Below are 22,412 nucleotides of genomic sequence, written 5' to 3'. Positions count from 1 at the left end.
GCACTCACGTGGTGTGCGGCGTGAGCCGCGGATGCCGCGTGCTCGAGTGCGCGCTCACGCGGTGCTCGGGGCGTCAGCCGCGGTGGCCGCGGCTCAGCTCCAGGCCATGTTCACCAGCCGCTCGAAGGTGACGTATCCCGCCCGCGCGAACGCCGCGCCCATGGGCACGTTGCCCACGTCCGTGGAGGCGCGAACGTGCGTGGCTCCCGCCTCGTGGAGCACCCGGGTGCCCTCGGCGAGGATGCCGTCGATGTAGCCACGACCGCGATGCTCGGGCAGCACCCCGAGGTAGGCGATGATCGGATGGTAGGCATTGCGGGCCGGCACGACGAAGCCGACGATCGCGCCCGCGTCGTCGACCGCGACGCGCCACCACTCCCTGGGCGTGGTGTAGCGGGCGAACTCGTCGTCGTACCAGGCCTCGGCCACCTCGCGGGGTGAGCGCTTGGCGAGCTCCTCCACGCTGTGGGCGTCGAGCGTGCCGGTCAGCACGCGGGTCGTCACATCGAGGAACTCGGCGTCGGAGGTGAACGGCCGGAACGTGAGGCGGCCATCGGGTGCGGCGATCGGAGTGCCCGGAGTCCATTCCAGGCGCAGGCGCTCCACGACGAAGCGGGCGCCGGTGTGCTCGAGCAGCTCCATGCGAAGCTCGGTGCCCCGCCGCTGCACGGGGTCGTCGCGCCAGTCGCCGGGGAGGTAGCGCGCGAACTCGGGTGGCGTGTCGACGCCCGCGAGCACGTGGGCGGCGGCCCGCTCGAGGAGCGCCGCGCCGACCGCACGGATGCCGTCGTCGGGCAGTTCGTCGTCGACGTCGAAGATGTCGAGTTGCTGCGGCTCGGCACCCTCGGCGTTCGTCCACCAGGCGACGCGCCCGAGGAGCCGGCCGTCGCGCACCGCGACCCACATCCAGTCGAGCCGGCGCCGTCCACCGGCGAGGTCGTCGGCGAGCTCGTCGTTGAGCGGGTAGGGGATGCGATTGAACAGTTCGAGCTCGTCGGTGTCCGTCAGGGGGCGGATCGTGACGTCGGCGGGCGAGTCTGCGAGGGTGGTGGGGTCGTCGGTGAGGTGTCGCATGCGTGTCGAGGCTACTGCCCCCGACCGGTGAGCCGCTGCAGTCGCTCGATCTCCGCCGAGGCCTGGGCCTTCGTGAGGTCGGCGGGGACCTCCTCGCCCGCCTCGCGTGCGAGCGTGTCGAGGTAGCTGCGCTGCGCGGCGGTCATCGGCTCGTCGCCCGTGACCCAGTCCGACGGGTCCTTGCTGGCGGCGTCGTCGCCGCTTCCGCGGGTACCGAGCATCTCGTCGGATGCCTCGACGAGGCCGTCGTCCTCGGTGTCGTCGGGCTGGCTGCTGGCGGCATTCTGGTCGGTCATGCCGCGATGCTACGAGGACAGACCCCCGCCGCTGCAGGGGCTTGCATTCGCCGCGGAGGCGTGGTCGCGCCCACGCTCATGGGTTCGGGTTCGTCGCCTTCCCGTCGAGCCAGAGGGTGTCGGATGCGTCGCTGTGCGCGCCGTCGGTGCCGACGTGCTTCGTGCTGATCTGCGGCCCCTTCGTGATCACGTGCACGAGCGCCATCGCATGCCCCTGGCCGAGTCCGTAGTCCTCCTTCAGCCACGCCACGATCGGCGCAGCCTTGGTGGTCTCGTCGAAGCCGCGCTCGTGCGCGAGCTCGATGAACTGGCGCGGCGTGAGGCCGGTCTTCGTCTCGATGTTGTCGAGGTAGGCCTGGAACGACATGCGGTGGTCCTCTCGTCGGCAGGTGCGTGGGGTGTGCCATGCACGAGCCTCGCGCTGCAGCATCCGCCATGCCAGCGTTTCGATCTGCATCGAAACTCGCTCAGACGACCGTGACGCCGGCGGCCAGCGCCTCGCGGATCTCCTCGTCGACGAGATCGGCGTTGATCGCCGCGCCCACGGCGTTGCCGGCGCCCGAGGCGATCGGCACCGACGTGCGCGCCGAGACCACGTTGCCCGCCGCCCAGAGCCCCGGCACGCTCGTGCGGCCGTCGGCGTCGACCGCGACCCAGTCGACGCCGAGCTGCTCGGTCGTCGCCGCGCCCAGCGAGCGCAGTACCGCGTCGTTCGGCAGCGGCAACGGCTGCAGGAACAGCGAGTCGATCGGCACCTCGGCGCAGTCGGCGAGACGGATGCCGCTGAGCCGGCCGTGCTCGTCTGCGACGACCCGCACGACCTCACGCGATTCCACGCCGATGCCGCGGGCGACGAGTGCCGCGTACGCGTCGGCCGGCAACTCCGTGCCGTTCACGAAGTAGGTGACGTCGGGCGACCACTGGCGCAGGAGCTGCGCCTGGTGCAGCGCCATCGGGCCGGCGGCCAGCACGCCGATGCGGCGGTCGCGCACCTCCCACCCGTCGCAGTAGGGGCAGACCACCGCGCCCGATCCCCACTGCTCGGCGAGGCCGGGCAGCTCGGGGAGGCCGTCGCGCACGCCGGTGGCGACGAGCAGGCGCCTGGCGAGGTGGCGGGTGCCGTCGCCCGCGACGACCTCGAAGCCGCTGGCGACCCGCGTCGCGCCCGCGCCCGCCCCCGCAGCAGCGACCTCGCCCGACTCCACGACCACCCCGTACCGCCGCACCTCGTCGCGGCCTGCGGCGAGCAGGTCGAGCGGCGACCAGCCGTCGCGGCCGAGCACGCCGTGCATGTGGGCGGCGACGCCGTTGCGCGGCGCTCCTGCGTCGAGCACGAGGACGCGGCGCCGCGCGCGCCCGAGCATGAGGGCGGCGCTGAGCCCCGCGCTGCCGCCGCCGATGATGATGACATCCCACGAGTTCTGCATGTCTCCCATGCTGCGGAGGGGGCGCCGGGCTGGCAACATGGTTTGCCGGTACGGCAAAAGGAGGCGTGCACATGCCCGACGACCTCGACGGTGTGCTCGACGGCGTCGCCCCACGGCTGCGCGCGCTGCGCACCCGGCGCGGACTCACCCTCGCCGAGCTCTCGGAGCACACCGGCATCTCGGTCAGCACGCTGTCGCGCCTGGAGTCGGGCGGCCGCAAGCCGACCCTCGACCTGCTGATCCGGCTGGCGGCGGTCTACCAGGCGAGCCTCGACGACCTCGTCGGCGCCCCGCAGATCGCCGACCCGCGCGTGCACCCGAAGCCGTTCTACCGCGCCGGACGGGCGATCATCCCGCTGACGCGTGACAACCCCGACGTGCACGCCTTCAAGATGGTGCTGCCCGGACATCCGCCCGACGAGCCCATCGCGCAGCGCGCCCACGAGGGCTACGACTGGATCTACGTGCTCAGCGGCCGCGTGCGGCTCGCCCTCGGCGACGACGAGATCGTGCTCGAGGCGGGCGAGGCCGCCGAGTTCGACACGCGCGTGCCGCACGGGCACGCCAGCGCCTCGACCGAGCCCGCCGAGATCATCAACCTGCTCAGCCGCCAGGGCGAGCGGGTGCACCTTCGCGAGACCGGCGCGTCCTGAGCCTGCGCCCCGGGCGATTCGAGCACCGGATGCCGCGTGCAGCCGCGTCGGCAGCGGATGCCGCACACCGCAGCCACTGGCGGAGGTCAGCGCTCCTCGGGGTCGGCGCCGCGTGCCGCGCGGCCCCCGTCGACCGGGATCACGGCCCCCGAGACGAAGCCCGCGGCATCCGACAGCAGGAACGCGACCACGCGCGCGACGTCGGCGGGCTCGCCCGGGCGGCCGAGCGGATGCAGCCGGCGCACCTGCGCCTCGAACGACGCGCGGCTCGAGACCGACAGCTCGTCGAGGTGCGCGGTGTAGCGCTCGGTCACGATCGAGCCGAGGGCCACGCCGTTGCAGCGGATGCCGCGGCCGCCGTAGTCCACCGCGATCGCGCGCGTCAGGCCCTCGATCGCCGCCTTCGCCGTGGCGTAGGGCAGCGCCCCGCGCACGGCGCGCTGGGCCTGGTGCGAGGAGACGTTCACGATCGCGCCGGCGACGCCCGTGTGCAGGAACTCGTCGATCGCCGCCGCCGCGCCGGCCAGCACCGGCCGGAGGTTCTGGGCCACGAGGTCGAGCGTCGCCTCGCCGCCGGCCTCGTGCAGCCAGGCGTCGTGGAACACCGCGGCGTTGTTCACCCAGCCGCGCAGCTCGCCGAACGATCGTGCGCGGTCGAGCGCCTGCTCGAGCACCGCCGGGTCGCCCGCATCGCCCACGACTGAGGCGCCGGATGCCGCGTCGAGCCACTCCGCCGGACGCACGTCGACCACGACCACCGCCGCGCCCTCGTCGGCGAGGACCTCGGCGATCCGCCGGCCGATCCCGCCGGCGGCTCCGGTCACCACGTGGACTGGCTTCGGCTCGGCCATGGGGTCATCGTAGGTCGAACGCGCGCACGCGGCATCCGCTGATCGCGTCGATTCGATGCGCGAGACGCCCCGAATCCCTAGGCTGAACGTCGATCGGACCACCTCGTCCGGCATCCGCAGTTCCGCACCTCGGGGGAGGGGCGCCGATGTTGAACTGGTTCTACAGCAGCAGCGTGTGGATCACCATGCCGCTGTTCGTCGGCGCGTTCGTGCTCGTCTCGTGCCTCATCGTCGTGGGCCTCCGGCCGGTCGTGCATCGGTTCGTCGACGACACGAAGGAGTGGGACCGCGCGCTCGCCCACGTGATCGGCACCTTCGGCGTGTTCTTCGGCATCCTGCTCGCGCTCGTCGCCGTCTCGGTCTACGAGAACTTCGCCTCCACCCGCCAGGCCACGATCGAGGAGGCCGGGGATGTCGGAGCCCTGTACCGCGCCACGTCGGGACTGCCCGCCGAGGACGGGGAGCCCATGCGGCAGTCGCTCGACGACTACATGCACGCCGTGATCGAGATCGATTTCCCACAGCAGGAGGTGGGCCTCCTCCCCGAGGCGAGCGACGGCCAGGTCGACGAGTTCGAGGCGCGACTCCACCAGATCGAGGCGCAGCCCGGCGACGAGCAGGCCGAATTCAACCAGGTGCTCGCCACCTTCGACTCCTTCATCGAGTCCCGCCGTGCGCGCATCGAAGCCACCGCCCTGGCGCTGCCGCCGCTGTTCTGGCTCGTGATCTGGGTGGGCGCCGCCGTGAACGCGGTGCTCATCGCCTTCATCGCCGTGCGAAGCGCCCGGCTGCACCTGCTGATGGCGGGACTCCTCGCCCTGTTCATCGGGCTGGTGATCTACGTGACCGCCGACATGGACCACCCCTACGAGGGCGCGATCTCGGTCGGGTCGGGCGCCTACGAACGGGTGCTCGAGCAGATCATCGACAATCCCGACCAGTAGCGGGCGGCAATCACGAGATGGCGAGGCCCGCCCGCAGCGCCCGCATGATGCGCAAGGGAAAGCCCTCGGGCGAGCCGAGGGCCGAAGGAGAACGGCGGGATGAACCGCCCGGCCGCGAGATCGGGATGGAACACGGGCATGGGCGTCCTCTCTCACGGCGCGGCGGGGTGCCGGGGGTGCACCGATGCTAGCCCGAGGTCACGCCGTGATCGAACCCACGAAGGCCCACGCCTCCTCGGCGAGCTCGCGCCAGCGGTCGGCGCCGGCGTCGAACGGCACGGCCGCCCACTCCCGCATCGGACTGCCGCGCATGATCATGTGGTCGAGCGCCAGTTCGTGGATGCGCTCGGACGGCAGCTTCACGACGAGGCGCCCGTCGCTCGCCACGAACGCGAACAGCTTGCCGCGGACCGAGTAGCCCTCGGAGCCGAACATGCGGCCGACGCCCACGTCGGGCCGCGCGACGAGGTCGCCCGCCGCCTCGGCCAGCTGCTCGCGCCCGCGCGTGCGCTCATCCATGCCTCGACGATACGGCGCCCCGCCGACACGCGCCCGCCCCCGGCATCCGCTCGCCCCGCCGCGCGCTCGCTCCGCCGCGTGCTGGCCTTGAGGCTCGAGATGACGCGAATCGACCCTTTCGGCGCCCGCGAAGGTCGATTTGGGTCATCTCGGCGAGCTCGCACGCGGCCGTCGAGCCGCGGCATCCGCTTGCACCGCGGCATCCGCTCAACCCGTGGCATCCGCTCAGCTCAGTGGTAGCGGCCGCTGTAGGCGTTGATCGCGGGCTGGCCGCCGAGGTGCGCGTAGAGCACGTTCGCGTCGCGAGGGATCTCGCCGCTCGTCACGAGGTCGATGAGCCCCGCCATCGACTTGCCCTCGTAGACCGGGTCGAGGATGACGCCCTCGAGGCGGCCGGTGAGCCGCATCGCCTCGTCGGTGGACTCCACGGGCACCCCGTAGAGGTCGCCCGCCCACCCCTCGAGCACGGTGATCTCGTCGTCGCGCAGCTCGCGTCCGACCTCGATGAGCGCGGCGGTGCTGCGGGCGATGCGGGCGACCTGGTCGCGGGTCTCGTCGATCTTCGCCGAGGCGTCGATGCCGATGACGCGCCGCTGCGGTCCGCCGAAGTTGTGCTCCAGGTCGGCGAACCCGGCGATCATGCCGGCGTGCGTCGATCCGGTGACCGAGCACACCACGATCGTGTCGAAGAACACGCCGAGTTCGCGCTCCTGCGCGGCCACCTCGTGCGCCCAGTTCGCGAAGCCGAGCCCGCCGAGCCGGTGATCGGATGCCCCGGCCGGAATCGCGTACGGCGTGCCGCCGCGCTCCTCGACGTCGGCGATCGCCTGGCGCCACGAGTCCTTGAAGCCGATGCCGAACCCGGCGGGGGAGAGTCGCACGTCGGCGCCCATGAGCCGCGACAGCAGGATGTTGCCGACCCGATCGTTCACGGCATCGGGCCAGTCGACCCAGTGCTCCTGCACGAGCACCGCCCGCAGGCCGAGGTGCGCGGCGACCGCGGCGACCTGCCGGGTGTGGTTCGACTGCACGCCGCCGATCGACACGAGGGTGTCGGCGCCCTTCGCGAGCGCGTCGGGCACCAGGTACTCGAGCTTGCGGGTCTTGTTGCCGCCGAAGGCGAGGCCGCTGTTCACGTCCTCGCGCTTCATCCAGATGCGCGCGCCGCCGAGGTGGTCGCTCAGGCGGTTCACCGGATGCACCGGGCTCGGCCCGAAGGTCAGCGGGTGGCGTGGGAAGTCGGCGAGTGCCATGGTGCTCCTCTGGTGGGGGTGGTCTGAGACGGGCGACGGATGCCGCTACGCGCGCGTCGTGGCGATGACGGACGGCTCGTCGTCGTCGAGGTGCAGGAGCCGGCCGAGGGTCGACCAGTTCTCGCGGGCGGCGGCACCGGCCTCGTCGGCTCGGCCGTCGGCGCAGAGCTCGATGATGCGGGCGTGGTCGGCGACGGAGCCGCGCCCGGCGAGCGAGCCGAACCGTGCACGCTCGAGCCGTCGCAGGAGCGGCGTGACCTGTTCGAGCAGGCCCGGCAGCAGCGGATTCGCGCCGGCGCGCACGGCGACGCCGTGGAAGTCGTCGTCGGCGGAGATCGCGGCCTCCACGTCGTCGGCATCGAGCGCCGCGGCGAAGCGGTCGTTCGCGCTGCGCATCGCCTCGAGGTCGGCGTCGATGAGCTGCGGCACCGCGTCGCGCACCGCGAGCTCGTGCAGGGCGGCCGCGATGCGCTGCGCCGCGAGCGCCGCGCGGGTGTCGAGCGGAGCGACGACGGTCTGCTTGGCCCGGCGGGTCTGCACGAGCCCGGCGATCTCGAGCCGCGCGATCGCCTCGCGGATCGGCGTGCGGCTCACGCCGAGCCACTGCTCGAGCTCGGGGTCGCGCAGGCGCTCGCCGGGGGCGAGCTCGCCGCTCACGATCGCGTCGCGCAGCTCGCGGTAGGCGTAGTCGCGCAGCGAGCTCGGGCGCGCGACGGCGCGTGGGGCGGTCAGTGGCATGCAATATATTGCAGCGGATGCCGCGGCGCATGTCAAGGCCGCCGCCACGAGCGGTTACGCGAGCGGTCGCGCGCCGGGTCCGCGTACGACGGCGACGCCCGCGGGGTCGCGCTCCACGCCGTCGGCGTCGACGAACGCGAGGCGCAGCGGAGCGCCCGAGTCGCGGTCGGTGTAGAGGGCGGCGGGCCCGAAGCCGCTCGGGCGGTGCTCGTCGCCCCAGGCGCTCATGGCGGCGAGGACCGGCAGGAGGGCCCGCCCGGCATCCGTCAGCACGTATTCCTCGCGCTCGCGCTCGCCCTCGTCGCGGTAGGGCCGACGCTCGAGGATGCCCCCCTCGACGAGCCGCCCGAGGCGGTCGGTGAGCACGTCGGGCGCGATGCCCAGGCGGGAGCGGAACTCGGCGAATCGGGTGCGGCCCCACATCGCCTCGCGCACGATGAGCAGCGACCACTTCTGGCCGAGCACCTCGAGGCTGCGGGCGATCGAGCAGCGCTCGACGGCAGCGCGGGGGTCGTCGCCGCGGAGGGCGGCCGTCGCGACATCCGCCGGCTCGCCGACGGCGGTGGCCGTGGCATCCGCTTCACGTTCCATGCCTCCAGCATACCAACTGACTAGGAAATGCGGATCCAGCATGCTAACTTGGTGAATCCAACTCAGGCAATCGGGAGGCGGCACGCATGGCTCTATCGGATCGCGCAGGATTCTGGACCGCGGCATCCGTCGCCGGACTCGCGCTCTGGGCGAGCGCCGCGCCCACGGTCGTGTACCCGCTCTACGCGGCGGAGTGGCAGCTGCCGCCGTCGGTGACGACCGCGATCTTCGCGATCTACCCGCTCGTGCTCGTGCCGGTGCTCATCGTGTTCGGCAACCTGTCCGACGTCATCGGCCGCCGGGCGGTCATCCTCATGGGGCTCGCCGCGCTCACCGCCGGATCGGTCGCCTTCGGGCTCGCTCCCGACCTCGCCTGGGTCTTCGTCGGACGCGCCCTCATGGGCGTGGGCGTCGGACTCTCGCTGAGCCCCGCCACCGCTGCCATGGTCGAGTTCGGCGGCCGCGACGGCGCCCGCCGTGCGAGTTCGGCGACGACGGCGGCCACCGCCGGTGGGCTCGCCTTCGCGACGATCGTCGGCGGAGCCCTCGTGCAGTACGCGCCGGCCCCGCTGCACCTGAGCTTCTGGGTGCTCACCGCGGTCACGGTGCTGGTCGGCGCGTTCGTGTTCGCCCTGCCGCGGCATACCCGCGACGAGGCATCCGGCACGTGGCGACCGCGACGGCCCCGGATGCCGCGTGAGGAGCGTGGAGCGTTCACGGCCGGCACGCTCGGCATCTCGGCGGCCTACGCGATGGGCGCCATCTTCCTCGCGCTCGGCGCGCAGATCGCCCGCGACCTCGTGCGCAGCGACGACGCGTTCGTCAACGGCGCCATCATCTCCATCTCGGCGGTGACGATCGGCGTGGTGGCGGTGCTCGCCCGGCCGCTGCGCCCGCGCGTCGCCGTCACGCTCGGTCCGCTGCTCGCGCTCGTGGGGCTCGGCCTCCTCATCGTGGCGGGGCTCGACCACTCGCTCGCGGCGTTCATCGCCTCATCGCTCGTGGCAGGCGCCGGCTACAGCCTCATGTTCTCTGGCGGGCTCGGCCTCGTCACCGGCAGCGCCCCCGTCCACCATCGCGCGGCCGTGATCTCGGCGGCCTACGTCGTGGGCTACCTCGTGCAGGCGGTCGCGGCGCTCGGGCTCGGCGTGCTCGCCACGACCGCGGGCCTGCAGGTCGCGCTCGAGATCGGGGCGCCGGTCATCCTCCTGCTCGGCGTCGCAGCGCTCGTGGTGGCGAACGCCGGGCGGAGGCGTGGTGCCCTGGTCGCATCCGCGTAACTCTTGGTCATCGCCCGGGTCGCGGATGTCGGCGCCCGGGCGTACCGTGTGCGGCATCCGAGACTGGGAGGACACCATGGCGAACCTCGTCGTGCACTTCGAGATCCACGCGTCCGAGCCCCAGCGGCTCATCGACTTCTACTCCGAGCTGCTCGGCTGGGAATTCACGCAGTTCGGCGACATCCCGTACTGGTCGATCGTGACCGGCGAGGGCGCCATCGGGAACACCGCCGGAGAACCCGGCCTCGGCATCAACGGCGGCCTGACCCAGCGCATGGGCCCGAAGCCCGAAGCCGGAGCACCGGTCAACGGCTGCAACATCGTGATCGGCGTCGACGACGTCGACGCCCTGATGCGCCGCGGCCTCGAACTCGGCGGCACGGAGGCCCTGCCCGCCGACGACATGCAGGGCGTCGGCCGGGTCGGCTACCTGCTCGACCCCGACGGCAACGTCTTCGGGCTGATCTCCCCGGTGATGTCCGACGGCTCCCGCGCGATGTGAGCTGCCGAGGTCCGGCACGTCGCGGCGACCGGTCGCTGCGTCGATGTCGGATGCCGGTGCCAGACTGGCCCCGTGCTGCTCGACGAGCTCGTGACCACGGCCGACGCCGTCACATCGACGCGCTCGCGCCTGGCCAAGGTCGACGCGCTGGCCGATCTCCTCCGTCGGCTCGAGCCCGACGAGATCGCGCCCGCGGTCGGGTTCCTCGTGGGCAAGCCGCGACAGGGCCGTGTCGGCGTCGGATGGCGCGGCGTCGCCGCCGCGATGGGCGAGCCCGCCGCCGAGCCCAGCCTCACCGTCGCCGAGGTCGACGAGCTGCTCGACCGGCTGGCCGTCACGGGCGGAGCCGGGTCGACCGCCGAGCGCGCGCGGGCGCTGCGCGAGCTCACCGCCCGTGCGACCGAGCGGGAGCAGGGCTTCCTCAGCCGGGTGCTGCTCGGCGACATGCGCACGGGCGCCCTCGAGGGTGTGCTCACCGACGCGGTCGCGCGGGCCGCCGATCGCCCCGGCGACGTGGTGCGCCGCGCGGCCATGCTCTCGGGCGACCTCGGCGAGACGGCGCGCACCGCGCTCACCGAGCCGCCCGAGGTGCTCGATGCGGTGGGGCTCGTCGTGGGTCGTCCGGTGCTGCCGATGCTGGCCGCGACCGCCGCCACGGCGTCGGCGGCGCTCGAGACCACGGGCGAGGCATCCGTCGAATACAAGCTCGACGGCGCGCGCATCCAGGTGCACCGCTCGGGCGACGAGGTGCGGGTGTTCACCCGCAACCTCGCCGACATCACCCACCGGCTGCCCGAGGTCGTCGAGGTGGTCCGTGGCATGCCGGTGCGCGACGTCATCCTCGACGGTGAGACGCTCGCCCTCGATGAAGACGGCGGTCCGCGGCCGTTCCAGGACACGATGTCGCGGTTCGGCGCCGAGACCGCCCGCGAGACGCTGCTGCATCCCTGGTTCTTCGACGTGCTGCACGTCGACGGCCGAGACCTGCTCGACGAGCCGCTCGCGACGCGGATGGGCGAGCTCGAGCGCATCGCCGGCGAGCACCGCATCCCCGGCGAGGTCACGACCGACCCCGAGGTCGCCGAGCGCATCTCCCGCGACGCGCTCGCCGCCGGGCAGGAGGGCGTGGTCGTCAAGGCCATCGACTCGCCGTATGCCGCCGGTCGCCGTGGCTCGAGCTGGATCAAGGTCAAGCCCGTGCACACCTACGACCTCGTGGTGCTCGCCTGCGAGTGGGGTTCGGGCCGGCGCGAGGGATGGCTCTCGAACCTGCACCTCGGGGCGCTCGACCCCGTCGGCGAGTTCGGGGAACCCGGCGAGTTCGTGATGGTCGGCAAGACGTTCAAGGGCCTCACCGACGAGCTGCTGCGCTGGCAGACCGAGACCTTCCAGCAGATCGAGGTACGCCGCACCGCCAACACCGTGTGGGTCGCGCCGAGCATCGTGGTCGAGATCGCGATCGACGGCGTGCAGCGTTCGACCCGGTATCCCGGCGGCATCGCGCTGCGGTTCGCGCGGGTCAAGCGCTACCGCGACGACAAGCGGCCCGAAGACGCCGACACGATCCAGACGCTGCGGGGGCTGTTGCGCGGCTGACCGTCTTCGGTGACGAAGGACCGGCGAGTGCGCGGCGGTGCCTCAGTGACGCACCTCGAGTCCCAGCCACGCCGCCAGGGCGTCGACCTCGTCGTCGACGGCGCGTCGAACCTCGGACGTGAACGGCTCGTCCTCGTGGATCGCGTTCACGATGAGCACGCCGCCCTTGCGGTCGGCCGTCGCGTCGAGCTTGCCGACGAGGCGATCACCGTGCAGGATCGGCAGCGCGAAGTACCCCCAGCGGCGCTTGGCGGCCGGCTTGTACATCTCGAGGGCGTAGTCGAAGTCGAACAGCTCGAGGGCGCGGGTGCGGTTGTGCACGAGCCGGTCGAATGGCGAGAGCAGGGCCGTTCGTCCCTCGAACGGTTGCCCCAGCAACGCGCGGTCGACGCGCCACTCGCCGTCGACCCCCTCGACCACGGCCGGTTCGCCGGCGGCGCCGACATCCGCCGGCTCCATCGGCACCACCGGCGACTTCGCGCGTGCGATGCCGAGTGAGCGCAGGCGGCGCTCGTCGCGGAGCCGTTGTGCCTCGTCGGCGGTCACGGCGCCGAGGTCGGCCGGAAGCGCGCGCTCGCCGAGATCCCAGATCCGATCGCGCTTGCGGCGCCCGACGATCGCGATCTCGCCGCGGGCGGCCAGGAATTCGAGCATCTGGGTGACATTGCGGTTGCCGGTCCAGCCTGACGAGGTCCACGGCACCACGCTCGTGTCGGGGATCTCCCGCGAGGTCAGCGGTCCTTCGTCGCGCAGCCGGGCGAGCACGTCTCGACGGAACGACTCGTTGGCGTCGAGCCATTCACGCCACCGCGGATAGTCGGGCGACCGTTCCATGTCGGCGCGGAAGAGGGCGAGGTCCTCCATCGGCCTGATCAGCGCGTTGAACTCGATGAGGGTGCGGTCGTCCTCGAGTGCGCGCACGAGGTCGGCGGGCGCGTATGCGGCGTCCAGCCGGCTCCAGGCCACCAGGTCGGCGTTCGGCGCGATCACGGCAGTCGGGTCGACCTGGAGGAACGTCAGGTGCCGCACGGTCTCGACCAGGTCGGTGGGGCGGTCGGCGCCGAGCAGCTGGGCGCGTACGGCGATGCGTCGCGCTTGCGTGCGATCGAGACGGTGCGGCTCCACGGGTCCACGCTATCCACGGCCCCCGACGTTCGTCACCCCGGCTCCGAACGGCTGTCACATCCCGACGGGGCATCCGGTCGTGTTGGATGTGAGCAGCGAACGTCGCAGCCCGACCACCACCCAGGAGGAGACCGCACGATGAAGATCGCCGTCGCAGGAGGAACCGGTACCGTCGGCCGTCACGTCGTCGACGTCGTGCGCGAGCGCGGCGACGAGCCGGTCGTGCTGGCCCGCTCCACGGGCGTCGACCTCGTCACTGGAGCGGGACTGTCCGGCGCGCTCGACGGTGTCGACACGGTGATCGACGTCGCGTCGGTGCAGACGCTGTCGGATGCCGCGTCCCGCGACTTCTTCGGCGCGGTCACCCGCACCCTGCTCGCCGCCGAGGTCGCGGCGGGCGTGCGCCACCACGTGGCACTCTCGATCGTGGGCGTCGACGACGCCCCACACGGGTACTACGCCGGGAAGGTGCTGCAGGAACAGCTCGTCGAGGCCGCGCCGGTGCCGTGGACGATCCTGCGGGCCACGCAGTTCCACGAGTTCGCGGGGCAGATCTTCGACACCGCGAAGGTCGGTCCGCTCGTCCTCGTTCCGAGGATGCGGTCGCAGCCGGTGGCGGCCAGGGAGGTGGCCGAGCGGCTGGTGGCGCTCGCGGTCGGTGAGCCGGCGGGACGGGCGAACGACCTCGCAGGTCCCCGCGAGGAGCGGATGGCCGACCTGACGCGGCGCTGGGCGGCCGCGACCGGACGGCGCGGGCGGGTGCTGGAGCTGCCGCTCCCCGGGGCGTACGGTCGCGCCCTGCGCAACGGCACCCTGCTCGCCCGGCCCGGCTCGGACCTCGGCCTGCAGGCGTTCGACGAGTGGCTCGCCGCGCAGGCAGCGGCGCGGCATCCGCTCGACTCCTGAACCCGCCGCGCCGGGGCTGCCGCCGCTTCGCCCGCGAGAGTCCGGGCGGCCGATCGAGTCGATGCCGAACCCGCGGTTCGCGCCGGGAGAACGCGGGTTCGGCATCTCCTCGTCGAGTCGGCCCCGATCCTCTTCCGCATGTTGACGTCAACATGTATCGTCGTCCCTGAGTGTGTTGACGTCAACACGCTCGGTACCCACACGATCTCTCAACGGCGAAAGAGGACGACGTCAATGACGATGCACGGGAGACGGCCGGATCCGGCCGCGGCACGGCACACGCGGGCCAAGCGGCTCACCGCGATGATCACGGGTGGAGCGCTGCTCGGCGGCGCCCTCCTGGCGGCGCCCCTCGGCGCGGCGTCGCCCGCAGCGGCGGCGGACGGCACCACCATCACCCCGAATCCCGCCTACCAGGGCGAGTCGTTCGAGGGGTGGGGCACGAGCCTGGTCTGGTTCGCGAACGCGACCGGCGGCTACCCGGCCGAGCTGCGGGAGCAGCTCTACCAGGCCGTGTTCGGCGAGGACGGCCTCGACCTCAACATCGCGCGCTACAACATCGGCGGGGGGAACGCGTCGGACGTGCAGGACTACCTGCGCCCGGGCGGTGCGGTCGACGGCTGGTGGGCCGCCGACCCCGACGGCTCAGCGGGCACCTACGACGGCACCACCACGAGGTTCGCCGACCGCAACGCACTGCTCTCCAGGTGGGACGCCGACGACCCCGCATCGTACGACTGGGACGCCGACGCGACCCAGCGCTGGTGGGTCGAGCGTCTCGCCGCAGACGACCAGATCACCCACTGGGAGACGTTCGCCAATTCGGCGCCCTACTTCATGACCGAGAGCGGCTACGTGTCGGGCGGCTTCAACGCCACGTCCGAGCAGCTGAAGCCCGCCGCCGAGGCCCAGTTCGCGAGCTACCTCGTGAACGTCACCGAGCACCTCGAGGACGAGTACGGCATCGAGGTCGACACGATCGACCCGTTCAACGAGCCGAACACGAACTACTGGGGCACGACGCTCAGCAACGGCAAGCCCGTCGGCGGACGGCAGGAGGGCATGCACATGGGGCCGGCCCGTCAGGTCTCGCTCATCGACGACGTGCGCGCCGAGCTCGACGATCCGGTCACCTCGACCAACGCCGGCCTCGCGGCCATGGACGAGACCAACCCCGGCATCTTCGCGACGAACTGGGCCGGCTACCCGGCCGCGACGCGCGCCAAGGTCGACCGCATGAACGTGCACACCTACGGCACCTCGGGCCGGCTCGTCGTGCGCGACCTCGCCAAGCAGGCCGACACCGACCTGTGGATGAGTGAGATCGAGGGCAACTGGGTGAGCGGCTTCAACCCGGTGAACATCGAGAACGGCCTCGGCATCGCCGGCCGCATCCACGACGACCTCCGTGAGCTCGAGCCGAACGCGTGGGTGCTCTGGCAGCCCGTCGAGGACCTCTACAACATGCAGCCGCAGGGCGAGAACCTCAACTGGGGCTCGATCTTCATCGACCTGGACTGCACGCCCTACCAGGAGGCCGGCGGCACCGTGTGGAAGTCCGCGCGCCGGGTCGCCGACGCGGGCGGCGATTCCAGCAAGGCGCCCGAGTGCGGCGTGCAGGTGAACTCGAAGTTCAACACCATCCGCAATTTCACGAAGTACCTCCACGAGGGCGACCACCTCATGGCGGTCGACGACGCCTCGAGCACGGCGGCCGTGCGGGGCGACGGCACTGGGGCGACCATCGTGCACACGAACACCGCGGCATCCGAGCGCGTGGTCACGCTCGACCTGTCGAACTTCGGCGACCTCGCCGAGGGTGCCACGGTCACGCCAGTGGTCACCACGCAGGCGGCGTCGGCGGATGCCCCGACGGCCAACGCGCTCGTCGAGGGCGCGCCGGTCGCGATCGACCGCGTCGCGAAGACCGCGACGCTCACGGTGCCCGCGAAGTCGGTCACCACGTTCGTGATCGACGGCGTCTCGGGGGTCGCGGCGGGTGCCCCGGCGCTCCGTGACGGCCACCGCTACCAGTTCGTCGGCACCCAGAGCGGCAAGGCGCTGACGGCCGGCGCGACGGGCGCGGCCACCACGATCCGAAACCTGGCGACGGATGCCTCGGCGGCAGCGCCGCAGGCGTGGACCGTGCACGAGGTGCCGGCGGGCGACCGCGAGGCGACGCGACGCGTGGTGCTCGAGGCATCCGACGGTCGCGTGCTCGGCGCGACGAGCTCGGGCACCGACCTGCGGACGGCCTCGCTCGACGCTGCCGCTGCCACGGCCGCCACGCGCTGGATCGTGAACACCACCGACGGGCGCGCGTACACGCTCGTGAACGAGGCGCTCGGCCTCTCGCTCGACGTGAACGGGCAGTCGACGACGAGCGGCGCGACCGTGGGCGTCTACGGATCGAACGGCGGTGCGAACCAGTCGTGGGATCCGCGCGACCTCGCCCCGCTCGACGGGCAGACGGTCGCCGCGCGCACCCAGGCGGGCGTCGCCCCGGTGCTCCCCGAGACGATCGTGCCGCGCTACGCCTGGGGCGCGGGCGTGCCCGTCGCCGTCACGTGGCAGCTGCCCGACGAGGGCGGGTGGGCCGAGACCGGCCGCGTCGAGGTGCCCGGCACCGCGACCGACGTGTTCGGGCAGGCCGTCGCGGTGACCGCGCTCGTCGACGTGGGCGGGCTCACCGCCGCCGATCCCGTCTCGATCACGGTGGCCGCGGGCTCGTCGCTCGCCGGCGTGCAGGCCGCCGCGCCATCCGTGGTTCCGGCCCGGGTCGGGGCGTCGGAGAATGCGTTCGACGTGCCCGTGACCTGGGACTGGACCGGCGTCACGGATGCCGCGTTCGACGAGGTCGGGGTCGTGCGGGTGCCCGGCGCGGCATCCGCCGACGGGGCCTCGCTGAGCGCGCAACTGGCCGTGCTCGTGACCGAGGGCACGCTGCGCAACTTCAACCCGGATGCCGGCACCACTGCGTCAGCGAGCTCGACCGAATCGGGCTACCCGGCCGACCGCACGCGCAACGGCGTCGAGGGCGACAAGGGTTGGTCGAACTGGGTGTCGACGAACAAGCCGGCGCAGTCCACGCTGACGTACCTGTACGCGGCGCCGCACCAGGTGCAGCGGGTCTCGGTGCAGTTCTACCGCGACGGCACCACGAGCTGGGCCCAGACGATGCAGGTGCAGGTGCGCGGCGCCGATGGCACCTGGGTGGCCGCACCCGGTTGGGAGACCGCGAAGCCCGTGGCATCCCCCGCCGATGGCAGCGCGCCGACGGTCGTGGCGTCGTTCGCGCCGGTCACCGCGACCGGTGTGCGGGTCGTCATGAACGCCTACCCGAACACGCACCTCATCGTGTCGGAGGTCAAGGTGTTCGAGTCCGTGGCCGCGCCGGCGGCGGTGGCCGACCTCGCGGTGCTGCGCCTCGACGGCGGCACGATCGACGGGTTCGACGCGGCGCGCCTCGACTACGAGGTCGACGTCGACGGCGGACGACTGCCCGCGGTCGACGGCATCGCGGTCGACTCGGCCGCGGTCGTGCGGGTCACGCAGCCCTCGACGGCGAACGGCGGCGTCGCCACGATCGTCGTGACGTCGGCCGACGGCAGCGCGACTCGCAGGTACTCGGTGACCATCCGCAGGCATGCGGTGATCGACGGGTTCGGGCTCGCCGACCGGCCGCGGGTGGGCACCCCGTCCGCGACCGTGGGCTCGTTCGATCCCGCCGACGGCGAGATCGCGTGGCAGTGGCTGCGCAACGGCGAGCCCATCCAGGGCGCGACGGATGCCACGTACACGCCGGTCACGAGCGACGCGGGCAAGCTGCTGAGCGTCCGCGTGACGGTGTCTGCCGACGGCGTCGAGGCGGCGACCGCTGAGAGCGACGCGCAGCGGATCCTGGCCGCCAACTCGCGCAAGCCCTGATGCCGTGAGCTGCCGATGACCTGATTCAGGATGCCGCGAGGGCGGCCGTCGCAACGCGCGGCGGCCGCCCTTCGGCGTGGGGCGCCGTGCGGCATCCGCCACAGCCGAAAACGCATGAGAATCCGCGGATCGACCTCTGGGAACAGGGCATCCGGTGGATGCTCATGCATTTCGTCGGGGGCGAGGCGCGCAGTGGGCCGGAGGGGTGGTGCGACGCGGGTCAGGCGCGCGGCGGCGCGGTGCTCTCGCGCACGATGAGCTCGGTGGCCACGAGCGTGCTGCCCTCGCGCTCGCCCGACTCGACCTCGCTGAGGAGCGCCTCGACCGAGCGACGCCCGACCTCGCCGAAGAACTGTCGCACGGTGGTGAGCGGCGGCCAGAAGCTGCGCGACTCCTCCATGTCGTCGAAGCCGACGACGCTGACCTCGGCGGGCACGGCGCGGCCGGACTCGTGCATGGCGCGCAGCACGCCGAGCGCCATCTGGTCGTTCGCCGTGAAGATCGCCGTGACCTCGGGGTCCTTCGCGAGCTCGAGCCCGATCGCGTGGCCCGACTCGCTCGACCAGTCGCCGACGAGCGCGGGGGGCACCTCGGCGCCATGGGCGCGCAGGGTCTGCTCCCATGCCTCGCGGCGGTGCGTCGCCGAGTAGGAGCGCTCGGGGCCGGCGACGTGCCACACCGTGCGGTGGCCGAGGCCGAGGAGGTGCTCGGTGGCGAGGCGGGCGCCGTGCGCCTGGTCGGTGTCGACCATGGGGTAGCGGTCGCCCGCGGTGGAGTCGACGACGACCACGGGGAGGCCCGCGGGCAGCTCGACGTCGTTCTCGTCGAGCAGGTGCGCCTCGACGATGATGATGACCCCGTCGACGGCCTCCTCGCTGAGGCGGTCGAACGCGCCCGCGACCTCGCCCTGCGTCGGGTGCGGCACGGGGATGAGCGTGATCGAGTAGCCGGCGTCGGCCGCGGCGACCGCGATCGCGTCGAGGGTGCGCATGTTGCCGAAGCTCGAGAGCGTGAACATGATCACGCCGATGGAGTGGAAGCGCCCACTACGCAGGGCTCGGGCGGCGCTATTGGGGCGGTAACCGAGCTTGCGCATCGCCGTCAGCACGCGCTCACGGGTGTCGGCGTCGACGTTGGTGCGGCCGTTGGACACGCGTGACACGGTCTGCCCCGACACGTTCGCCTCACGCGCGACATCCGCCATCGACGGCCCGCGCCGGCGGAGCGGCAGCGCCTCACTCTGGGTGGTGGTGGTCATCGCCGGCTCCCTCGAACACTTCGTGCGTCACGCACAGACTTGCACAGACTGGCGCATGTTCACGTCAACATGCTACGGTAACCGCACTGCATGTTGACGTGAACATGTGAGCGATTGGAAATCCGAATGACAACGACGTCCCCTCCCGCGCCGGCCGCGGTGGTCACTGCGCCGCCGCCCCGCCGCATCCGAGTCCGCGGACGCAGCGAGTGGAAGGGCCTCGCCTTCGTGGCGCCCTTCCTCGTGGTGTTCCTGCTGGTGTTCATCGCGCCGGTCGCCTACTCGGTCTACCTCAGCCTCTTCCGCGAGCAGCTCATCGGCGGCAACGCGTTCGTGGGCGCCGAGAACTACCTCGAGCTCTTCGCCGACCCGCAGTTCTGGGAGGGCTTCGGCCGCGTCACCCTCTTCCTGCTCATCCAGGTGCCGATCATGCTCGGCCTCGCGCTCGTCGCGGCGCTCGCCATCGACAGCGCCCGCCTGCACGCCTCGGGCTTCTTCCGCATCGTGATCTTCCTGCCCTACGCCGTGCCCGCGGTCGTGGCCGTGCTCATGTGGGGCTTCATCTACGGAGACAACTTCGGCCTCGCCGCGAACATCAACGACTGGCTCGGCAGCGAGGTCATCACGCCGTTCGCCCGCAACTGGATCCTCGTCTCGATCGGCAACATCGTGACCTGGGAGTTCGTCGGCTACAACATGCTGATCTTCTACTCGGCGCTCCGCGTCATCCCCACCGACCTCTACGAGGCGGCCGAGCTCGACGGCGCCGGCTCGATGCGCGTCGTCACCGGCATCAAGCTGCCCGCCCTGCGCGGCGCGATCGTCATCGCGACGATCTTCTCGATCATCGGCAGCTTCCAGCTCTTCAACGAGCCGAACATCCTTCGCACGCTCGCGCCGAACATCATCACCACGTACTTCACGCCGAACATGTACGCCTACAACCTGTCGTTCGCCGGTCAGCAGTACAACGCCTCGGCCACGGTCGCCATCGTCATGGGCGTGATCACCGCGGTGATCGCCTACGTCGTGCAGCTCCGCGGCTCCCGGAAGGAAGAACGATGAGCGCCACCATCGCCCCCGAGGTGCGAGCCGCAGACCACAAGCGAGCGGATGCGGCATCCGCCCGCCGTGGCACGCGAGGCCCGCGCCGCCGCAACTCGCCGCTGCGTCCGCGCAAGTCGGTGGCGTTCACGCTGCTGATGGGCATCTTCGTGCTGTACAGCCTCGTGCCGCTCGCGTGGCTCGTGATCAACGCCACGAAGACGCAGAGCGGGCTCTTCTCGAGCTTCGGGCTCTGGTTCGACGACGACTTCGTGCTCTTCCAGAACATCTGGGAGACGCTGACCTACCGCGACGGGATCTTCCTGCGCTGGTTCGGCAACACGCTGCTCTACGTCGTGGTCGGCGCCGGCGGCGCGACCCTCCTCGCCACGCTCGCGGGGTATGGGCTCGCGAAGTTCCGGTTCCGAGGCCGCCGCGCGATCTTCGCCGTCGTGCTCGGCGCGATCGCGGTGCCCGGCACGGCGCTCGCGGTGCCGACGTTCCTCATGTTCAGCCAGCTCGGCCTCACGAACACGCCCTGGGCGATCATCATCCCGTCGCTGATCAGCCCGTTCGGCCTCTACCTGATCTGGGTCTACGCGGTCGACTCCGTGCCGACCGAGATCCTCGAGGCGGCGCGCATGGACGGCGCGGGGGAGTTCCGCACGTTCTTCACGATCTCGGGCCGGCTGCTCGCGCCCGGCATCGTCACCGTGCTGCTGTTCACCGTCGTGGCCACCTGGAACAACTACTTCCTGCCGCTGATCATGCTGAGCGACCCCACCTGGTATCCGCTCACGGTCGGCCTGAACCAGTGGAACGCCCAGGCCACCGGCGTCGCCGCGCAGCCGATCTACAACCTCGTCATCACGGGCTCGCTCCTCACCATCCTCCCCATCGTCATCGCGTTCCTCGGCCTGCAGCGGTTCTGGCAGTCGGGGCTCAGCGCCGGCAGCGTCAAGCAGTGACCGAGCGGCACTGCCTGTCCATTCCGCACCCCACCGCTCACCCGGAGCGTCCTGCCCCGGATCACAGATGGCACAACGAAGTGAAGGGAAACATCACATGACCATCGCCCGCACCGCCTTCCGGCGGACCCTGGCGGTCGCCGCGACCGCCGCCCTCGCGGTCGGCGCGCTCGCCGCGTGCTCGACCGGAGGCGACACCACCTCCGGCGGCGGCTCGGCGTCCGACCTGGACGCCGCGCTCGAGGCCGGCGGCAAGCTCACCTACTGGAGCTGGACCCCGAGCGCCGAGGCGCAGGTGGCCGCGTTCGAGAAGGCGTACCCGAACGTCGACGTCGAGCTCGTGAACGCCGGCACCAACACCGAGGAGTACACGAAGCTGCAGAACGCGATCAAGGCCGGCTCCGGCGCGCCCGACGTCGTGCAGATCGAGTACTACGCCATGCCGCAGTTCGCCCTCGCCGACTCCCTCGTCGACCTCAGCGAGTACGGCCTCGACGAGCTCGAGGACCAGTACAGCGCGTCGACCTGGGGCAGCGTGAACGTCGACGGCAAGCTCGTCGGCCTCCCGCAGGACTCGGGCCCCATGGCGCTCTTCTACAACAAGTCGGTCTTCGACCAGTACGGCATCGCCGTGCCGACCACCTGGGACGAGTACGTCGACGCCGCGCGCCAGCTGCACACCGCCGACCCGACGAAGTACATCACGTCCGATACCGGCGACGCGGGCTTCACGACGAGCATGATCTGGCAGGCCGGCGGCCGTCCCTTCGCCATCGACGGCACCGACGTGACCGTGAACTTCCAGGACGAGGGCACCGAGCAGTGGACGGGCGTCTGGAACCAGCTCATCCAGGAGGACCTCGTCGCAACGACCCCCGGGTGGAGCGACGAGTGGTTCAAGGGCCTCGCCGACGGCTCGATCGCGACGCTCCCCATCGGCGCGTGGATGCCCGGCGTGCTCGAGTCGAGCGTCGCGGATGCCTTGGGCGACTGGCGCGTCGCGCCGATGCCGACCTATGACGGCACCCCGGTGACCTCGGAGAACGGCGGCGGCGGCCAGTCGGTCGTGAAGCAGTCGAAGAACCCGGCGCTCGCCGCGGCGTTCCTCCGCTGGCTGAACAGCGACCCGGCGTCCATCGACGTGTTCCTCGAGAGCGGCGGCTTCCCGTCGACGACGGCGAACCTCGACGACCCCGAGTTCGTGAACCAGGAGTCGGAGTACTTCGGCGGCCAGAAGATCAACGAGGTGCTCACGCAGGCCTCGAAGGACGTGGCGCCCGGCTGGTCGTACCTGCCCTACCAGGTGTACGCGAACAGCATCTTCGGCGACACCGTCGGTCAGTCGTATGCGAACAAGACCGACCTCAACGAGGGCCTCGCCGACTGGCAGTCCCAGCTCGTCGACTACGGCAACGAGCAGGGCTTCACGGTCGGCGAGTAGCCGTCGCGACACGGCGGGG

General features: G+C 71.7%; 21 protein-coding genes. 10 read left to right on the top strand and 11 right to left on the bottom strand.

Annotation, left to right across the window (positions count from 1 at the left end):
• Positions 1-93 precede the first annotated feature (93 nt).
• From J2X63_RS03565 to J2X63_RS03550, 4 genes are all read right to left on the bottom strand, one after another.
• Positions 94-1,074 carry a GNAT family N-acetyltransferase gene (locus tag J2X63_RS03565; protein WP_309973966.1) on the bottom strand — a complete coding sequence of 327 codons (981 nt, stop codon included), beginning with the start codon at positions 1,072-1,074 and terminating at the stop codon, positions 94-96.
• Positions 1,075-1,085: 11 nt separating this feature from the next.
• A complete protein-coding gene (locus J2X63_RS03560) occupies positions 1,086-1,295 on the bottom strand; it encodes a DUF3072 domain-containing protein (protein WP_309977778.1) in 210 nt (69 codons plus the stop codon).
• A gap of 151 nt (positions 1,296-1,446) precedes the next feature.
• On the bottom strand, positions 1,447-1,737 hold the full coding sequence (locus J2X63_RS03555) for a DUF4287 domain-containing protein (RefSeq protein ID WP_309973964.1): 291 nt from the start codon (positions 1,735-1,737) through the stop codon (positions 1,447-1,449).
• Positions 1,738-1,837: 100 nt separating this feature from the next.
• The gene (locus tag J2X63_RS03550; protein ID WP_309973962.1) at positions 1,838-2,797 is read right to left on the bottom strand and encodes an NAD(P)/FAD-dependent oxidoreductase; all 960 of its coding nucleotides are present in this window, start codon (positions 2,795-2,797) and stop codon (positions 1,838-1,840) included.
• Positions 2,798-2,868: 71 nt separating this feature from the next.
• Here J2X63_RS03550 and J2X63_RS03545 point away from each other — a divergent pair, with 71 nt between their 5' ends.
• Positions 2,869-3,450 carry an XRE family transcriptional regulator gene (locus J2X63_RS03545; protein ID WP_309973960.1) on the top strand — a complete coding sequence of 194 codons (582 nt, stop codon included), beginning with the start codon at positions 2,869-2,871 and terminating at the stop codon, positions 3,448-3,450.
• 86 nt (positions 3,451-3,536) lie between these two features.
• Here the strand turns inward: J2X63_RS03545 and J2X63_RS03540 are convergent, their stop codons facing one another.
• Complete coding sequence (locus J2X63_RS03540; protein ID WP_309973958.1) at positions 3,537-4,301, bottom strand: SDR family oxidoreductase; 765 nt, start codon at positions 4,299-4,301, stop codon at positions 3,537-3,539.
• A gap of 146 nt (positions 4,302-4,447) precedes the next feature.
• Between J2X63_RS03540 and J2X63_RS03535 the strand changes: the two genes are divergently transcribed.
• Positions 4,448-5,245 carry a DUF4239 domain-containing protein gene (locus J2X63_RS03535; protein WP_309973956.1) on the top strand — a complete coding sequence of 266 codons (798 nt, stop codon included), beginning with the start codon at positions 4,448-4,450 and terminating at the stop codon, positions 5,243-5,245.
• Positions 5,246-5,443: 198 nt separating this feature from the next.
• Here the strand turns inward: J2X63_RS03535 and J2X63_RS03530 are convergent, their stop codons facing one another.
• The 4 genes from J2X63_RS03530 to J2X63_RS03515 all read right to left on the bottom strand — a co-directional run bounded on the left by J2X63_RS03530 (position 5,444) and on the right by J2X63_RS03515 (position 8,346).
• Positions 5,444-5,764 (bottom strand): hypothetical protein, encoded by a 321-nt coding sequence (locus J2X63_RS03530; protein ID WP_309973954.1) that lies wholly within the window; start codon positions 5,762-5,764, stop codon positions 5,444-5,446.
• Positions 5,765-5,994: 230 nt separating this feature from the next.
• Positions 5,995-7,017, bottom strand: coding sequence for a 1-aminocyclopropane-1-carboxylate deaminase (locus tag J2X63_RS03525; RefSeq protein WP_309973952.1), 1,023 nt, complete (start codon positions 7,015-7,017; stop codon positions 5,995-5,997).
• A 45-nt stretch (positions 7,018-7,062) separates the two neighbouring features.
• The gene (locus J2X63_RS03520; RefSeq protein ID WP_309973950.1) at positions 7,063-7,755 is read right to left on the bottom strand and encodes a GntR family transcriptional regulator; all 693 of its coding nucleotides are present in this window, start codon (positions 7,753-7,755) and stop codon (positions 7,063-7,065) included.
• A 54-nt stretch (positions 7,756-7,809) separates the two neighbouring features.
• Entirely contained in the window at positions 7,810-8,346 is a 537-nt protein-coding gene (locus tag J2X63_RS03515; protein WP_309973948.1) for a helix-turn-helix domain-containing protein, read from the bottom strand.
• An 86-nt stretch (positions 8,347-8,432) separates the two neighbouring features.
• Here J2X63_RS03515 and J2X63_RS03510 point away from each other — a divergent pair, with 86 nt between their 5' ends.
• The 3 genes from J2X63_RS03510 (at position 8,433) to J2X63_RS03500 (ending at position 11,724) form a co-directional block, all read left to right on the top strand.
• Positions 8,433-9,626: an MFS transporter gene (locus J2X63_RS03510; RefSeq protein WP_309973946.1), complete on the top strand. Its 1,194-nt coding sequence runs from the start codon at positions 8,433-8,435 to the stop codon at positions 9,624-9,626.
• A 76-nt stretch (positions 9,627-9,702) separates the two neighbouring features.
• Positions 9,703-10,128 carry a VOC family protein gene (locus J2X63_RS03505; protein WP_309973944.1) on the top strand — a complete coding sequence of 142 codons (426 nt, stop codon included), beginning with the start codon at positions 9,703-9,705 and terminating at the stop codon, positions 10,126-10,128.
• A 72-nt stretch (positions 10,129-10,200) separates the two neighbouring features.
• Positions 10,201-11,724, top strand: a complete 1,524-nt coding sequence (locus J2X63_RS03500) for an ATP-dependent DNA ligase (protein WP_309973942.1) — start codon at positions 10,201-10,203, stop codon at positions 11,722-11,724.
• 42 nt (positions 11,725-11,766) lie between these two features.
• Here the strand turns inward: J2X63_RS03500 and J2X63_RS03495 are convergent, their stop codons facing one another.
• Positions 11,767-12,849 carry a DNA glycosylase AlkZ-like family protein gene (locus J2X63_RS03495; RefSeq protein WP_309973940.1) on the bottom strand — a complete coding sequence of 361 codons (1,083 nt, stop codon included), beginning with the start codon at positions 12,847-12,849 and terminating at the stop codon, positions 11,767-11,769.
• Between the two features lie 138 nt (positions 12,850-12,987).
• Between J2X63_RS03495 and J2X63_RS03490 the strand changes: the two genes are divergently transcribed.
• Positions 12,988-13,755 (top strand): SDR family oxidoreductase, encoded by a 768-nt coding sequence (locus J2X63_RS03490; RefSeq protein ID WP_309973938.1) that lies wholly within the window; start codon positions 12,988-12,990, stop codon positions 13,753-13,755.
• Positions 13,756-13,989: 234 nt separating this feature from the next.
• Positions 13,990-17,682 (top strand): RICIN domain-containing protein, encoded by a 3,693-nt coding sequence (locus tag J2X63_RS03485; protein WP_309973936.1) that lies wholly within the window; start codon positions 13,990-13,992, stop codon positions 17,680-17,682.
• Positions 17,683-17,902: 220 nt separating this feature from the next.
• Here the strand turns inward: J2X63_RS03485 and J2X63_RS03480 are convergent, their stop codons facing one another.
• The gene (locus tag J2X63_RS03480) at positions 17,903-18,940 is read right to left on the bottom strand and encodes a LacI family DNA-binding transcriptional regulator (RefSeq protein WP_309973934.1); all 1,038 of its coding nucleotides are present in this window, start codon (positions 18,938-18,940) and stop codon (positions 17,903-17,905) included.
• A gap of 126 nt (positions 18,941-19,066) precedes the next feature.
• On the opposite strand from J2X63_RS03480, the gene J2X63_RS03475 reads away from it, so the two are divergent.
• The 3 genes from J2X63_RS03475 to J2X63_RS03465 all read left to right on the top strand — a co-directional run bounded on the left by J2X63_RS03475 (position 19,067) and on the right by J2X63_RS03465 (position 22,393).
• A complete protein-coding gene (locus tag J2X63_RS03475; RefSeq protein ID WP_309973932.1) occupies positions 19,067-20,005 on the top strand; it encodes a sugar ABC transporter permease in 939 nt (312 codons plus the stop codon).
• A complete protein-coding gene (locus J2X63_RS03470) occupies positions 20,002-20,952 on the top strand; it encodes a carbohydrate ABC transporter permease (RefSeq protein WP_159604361.1) in 951 nt (316 codons plus the stop codon). Before J2X63_RS03475 ends, J2X63_RS03470 begins: the two co-directional genes overlap by 4 nt.
• Before the next feature lie 97 nt (positions 20,953-21,049).
• Positions 21,050-22,393, top strand: coding sequence for a sugar ABC transporter substrate-binding protein (locus tag J2X63_RS03465; protein WP_309973930.1), 1,344 nt, complete (start codon positions 21,050-21,052; stop codon positions 22,391-22,393).
• Positions 22,394-22,412 lie beyond the last annotated feature (19 nt).

Origin of the sequence: Agromyces sp. 3263 (assembly GCF_031456545.1) — a bacterium.
Lineage (GTDB): Bacteria > Actinomycetota > Actinomycetes > Actinomycetales > Microbacteriaceae > Agromyces.
This window is presented reverse-complemented; position numbering and strand designations above follow the sequence as displayed.